The organism is uncultured Aureimonas sp. (assembly GCF_913775355.1).
In the GTDB taxonomy this organism is placed as follows: Bacteria; Pseudomonadota; Alphaproteobacteria; order Rhizobiales; family Rhizobiaceae; genus Aureimonas.
Map to the genome: position 1 here is coordinate 1 of NZ_CAJYIU010000166.1, position 3,814 is coordinate 3,814.

5 protein-coding genes are annotated in these 3,814 nt (G+C 68.0%); 2 read left to right on the top strand and 3 right to left on the bottom strand.

The annotated features are described in order from the left end of the window. Nucleotides 1-1,232: putative DNA modification/repair radical SAM protein (locus tag QZ753_RS10750; protein WP_294643588.1), on the bottom strand; the 1,232-nt coding region annotated here is incomplete at its 3' end. 224 nt (nucleotides 1,233-1,456) lie between these two features. Here QZ753_RS10750 and QZ753_RS10755 point away from each other — a divergent pair. Together QZ753_RS10755 and QZ753_RS10760 are read left to right on the top strand one after the other, a co-directional pair. Then, the gene (locus QZ753_RS10755; RefSeq protein WP_294643589.1) at nucleotides 1,457-1,906 is read left to right on the top strand and encodes a BA14K family protein; all 450 of its coding nucleotides are present in this window, start codon (nucleotides 1,457-1,459) and stop codon (nucleotides 1,904-1,906) included. A gap of 203 nt (nucleotides 1,907-2,109) precedes the next feature. Beyond that, on the top strand, nucleotides 2,110-2,562 hold the full coding sequence (locus QZ753_RS10760) for a BA14K family protein (RefSeq protein WP_294643590.1): 453 nt from the start codon (nucleotides 2,110-2,112) through the stop codon (nucleotides 2,560-2,562). A 78-nt stretch (nucleotides 2,563-2,640) separates the two neighbouring features. Here the strand turns inward: QZ753_RS10760 and QZ753_RS10765 are convergent, their stop codons facing one another. Together QZ753_RS10765 and QZ753_RS10770 are read right to left on the bottom strand one after the other, a co-directional pair. Beyond that, nucleotides 2,641-3,444, bottom strand: coding sequence for a xanthine dehydrogenase family protein subunit M (locus QZ753_RS10765; RefSeq protein WP_294643591.1), 804 nt, complete (start codon nucleotides 3,442-3,444; stop codon nucleotides 2,641-2,643). A gap of 10 nt (nucleotides 3,445-3,454) precedes the next feature. Then, nucleotides 3,455-3,814, bottom strand: a 360-nt coding sequence (locus QZ753_RS10770; RefSeq protein WP_294643596.1) for a molybdopterin cofactor-binding domain-containing protein, incomplete at its 5' end; no start/stop codon positions are given.

The window sequence follows — 3,814 nt, forward strand, 5'->3', positions numbered from 1 at the left end:
AGGCTCAGCTGCTGGGCCTTCGGTGCCACCAGCCCGCGCAGGTTCTCCCGGTCGGTGAGGCCCCCCGGCGTCCAGTCCAGCGCCTGCACGAAGGGGCGCACCTTCTCGACGGAGTGGCAGAGGCGGGCGACGTCGTCGAGCCGCAGCGTCCGGTGGCGGCGGGTGGAGAGGATGCGATCGACCGCCTTGGTGCCGAAGCCCGGCACGCGCAGGAGCATCTCGCGGTCCGCCTTGTTGACGTCGACCGGGAAGCGGCCGCGGTTCTTCAGCGCCCAGGCGAGCTTCGGGTCGATGGCAAGATCCAGCATCCCGTCGGCCGAGCCGCCCGATACGATCTCGTCGCGCCCGAACCCGTAGAAGCGCATCAGCCAGTCGGCCTGATAGAGCCGGTGCTCGCGCATCAGGGGCGGCTTGGCGAGCGGCAGGCGCGAGGACGCATCCGGGATCGGCGAGAAGGCAGAGTAATAGACGCGCCGCAGGCGGTAATTGCCGTAGAGATTCTCGGAGCGGCCGAGGATCAGGTCGTCGTTCGCCCCGTCGGCGCCGATGATCATCTGCGTCGACTGGCCGCCCGGTGCGAACTTGGCCGGCTTGGCGCGGTCCTTTGCCTCTCCCTTGTGCTCGTCGATCTTGATGCGAAGGTGCCCCATCGAGCGCTTGATGTCGCGCGGCTTCTTCTCGGGCGCCAGCGCCTCCAGCGCGATGTCGGTCGGCAGTTCGATGTTGATCGACAGGCGATCGGCGAAGAGCCCGGCCTCCTCGATCAGCTTCGGCGACGCGTCGGGGATCGTCTTGAGGTGGATGTAGCCTGCGAAGTTCTCCTCCATCCGCAGCTTTCGCGCGATGCGGACCATCTCCTCCATCGTGTAGTCGGAGTTGCGGATGATGCCGGACGAGAGGAACAGGCCCTCGATGTAGTTCCGCTTGTAGAACTCCATCGTCAGCTTCACGACCTCCTCCACCGAGAAGCGCGCGCGCGCGACGTTGGAGGACGAGCGGTTCACGCAGTAGACGCAGTCGTAGATGCAGAAATTGGTCATCAGGATCTTGAGCAGCGAGATGCACCGCCCGTCCGGCGCATAGGCGTGGCAGATCCCCGATCCTTCGGTTGAGCCGATGCCCTTCGACTTCGTCGAATCCCGTTTCGACGTCCCGCTGGAAGCGCAGGACGCGTCGTACTTGGCGGCGTCCGACAGGATCGCCAGCTTCTGCATCAGGGTCGGCTTGCTCATGCTCTTTATATAGTGTTCCCGCTTCGTTCGGGCCATGCGCGGCAACGGCTTTTCCACCGCCTGCGACCAGGACGCTCGAACGCGACGCGTTCAGGTCGCGTTCAGGTTGCGACGCTCATTTTCTGACCATGGATGGAACCGGATGAGTGATCCCCGGTTCCTGCGGTCCGTCACTCCGGTCTGTAGCCGCGACGCTACCGCCAACCTTTGGGAGAAAGCCCTTCATGCGTAAGCTGTTCCAATCCTTCATGGCCGCCGCGGTGCTGGCCACCGGCGTCGTCACCTTCTCGGCCCCGCAGGCCGAGGCCCAGAGCTTCCGCGAGCGTCAGCGCTTCGTCGAGCGCTTCTGCGCCCGCAACCCCGGTGCGCGCGACTGCCGCGACTTCCGCCGCGACGGCCGTCGCTGGGATGAGCGTCGCTACAATCGCTGGTACCGCGAGAGCTATCGTGACCGGAACCGCGGCGATGCCGCCGCCGCCGCGATCTTCGGCTTCGCTGCCGGCGCTGCCGTGGGTGCCGCCGCCAACGCCAACCGCGGGCCCGCCTATCGCGAGGGCGTCGTGGTGAGCCGCTCGCAGGTCGAGCGTTGCGCCGCGCGCTACCGCACCTATGATCCGCGCACCAACACCTATGTCGCCAACAGCGCGGGCGAGCGTCGCTACTGCAACCTCTAAGTCGCAGCGATATGCTTCATGGGAAGGCGTCGGGCACCCGCCCGGCGCCTTTTCTCGTGGCGGCACCTTTCCGTCATTTAAGGGTTTGCGGCGGAAACTTCCGCGTTCAGCTAACGTTCATGTGCGATCGTGCTTCATCGCCGTCGACAGCCGGGCGAGCGCCCGGCATTGAGCGAACCGGCGGTGCCGGATGGGAGCTTTCCATGCGCAAGACGTTTCTTGCTCTCGTAACCTCTGCCCTGGCCCTGACCGCCGCCGTGCCGGCGGCGCAGGCCGACCCCTGGCGCCATCGCGACCGGGGCAATGCGGGCGACGTGCTGCTCGGCGGCGCGGTGGGCCTGGCCGCCGGTGCGCTGCTCGGCTCGGCCCTGTCGCAGCCGCAGCAGCCCCGCTACTACGAGCCCGCGCCGCGCTACTACGAGCCGCCGCCGCGCCCGGTCTATGTCGCGCCGCCGTCTTACGAGGATACGATCCCCGCGCCGCCGCGCTACTATCAGGCGCCGCGTCAGGCCCGCTACTACGACGACTACGGCACCTACACGCGCCGCGCTCCGCCGAGCCATGTCGAGCGCTGCCTCGCGCGCTACCGGTCCTATGACCCGCGCACCGACACCTTCGTCGGCTACGACGGCTACGAGCGTCGCTGCGATCTTTGAAGGTTCGCGCCGTCGGATAGGAAAAAGGGGCGGTCCCGCCGGGCCGCCCCTTCTTGCGTTCGCGAGGGTCGGGAAGCGTCAGCCGCGCGCCGAGCGCACCGCCCGCTTGGTGACGACCGGCACGAGATTGGCGCGATAGGCTGACGAGCCGTGCAGGTCGCCGATCATCTCACCCTCGTCGACGGAGACGCCGTCGAGCGCCTCCGGCTCGAAGCGGGCGGAGAGGGCCGCCTCGCCCTCGTGCCAGCGGAAGGCGCCGTTCGAGCCGGCGCCCGTCACGGCCACGCGGGTCTCGTCGCCGCGCCGGGCGACGAAGACGCCGCACATGGCGTAGCGAGACGCAGGGTTGCGGAACTTCTCCCAGCCCGCCGCGTCCGGTGCCTCGAACGAGACGCCCGTCACGATCTCGTCCTCCTCCAGCGCCGTCTCGAACAGGCCGAGAAAGAAGTCGTCCGCCCCGATCTCGCGCCGGTCGGTGTGGATCGTGCCGCCGAGCGCGAGGAGCGCCGCCGGGTAGTCGGCCGCCGGGTCAAAGTTGGCGACGACGCCGCCGATCGTGCCCATGTGGCGCACGGCGGGATCGCCGATCAGGTTGGCAAGCTCGCAGAAGGTCGGGCAGACCGCCTCGATCTCCTTGGACGCTGCGACCTCGGCATGGGTGACACCGCCGCCGATGCGCACGCGCCGTCCCTCGACGGAGATGCCCTTGAGATCGGCGATGTGACGCAGGTCGATCAGCGCCGAGGGGCTGGCGAGCCGCGCCTTCATCGTCGGGATCAGCGTCATGCCGCCCGACAGGTACTTGCCCTCGCCACCCGAGGCGCCGACCATCGCCTTGGCCTCGTCGAGCGATCCGGCACGCTTGTATTGCGTCTGGTACATGCGTCCCTCCTCAGGCCTTGGCCGCGACGGCGTTCAGGGCGCGCCAGACCTTTTCCGGCGTCGCGGGCATCGACAGCGCATTGTTGCCGATGGCGTCGGTGATCGCGTTGATGACGGCCGGCGGCGAGCCGATCGCCCCCGCCACGCCGCACCCCTTGATCCCCAGCGGATTGGTGGTGCAGGGCGTTTCGTTGGTCAGCACCTCGAACAAGGGCAGATCCCAGGCGCGGGGCATCGCGTAATCATTGTAGCTGGCGGTCACGAGCTGGCCGGATTCGTCATAGTGAACGCCCTCCAGTAACGCCTGCCCGATGCCCTGCGCCAAGCCGCCATGCACCTGCCCCTCGACGATCATTGGGTTGACGATGCG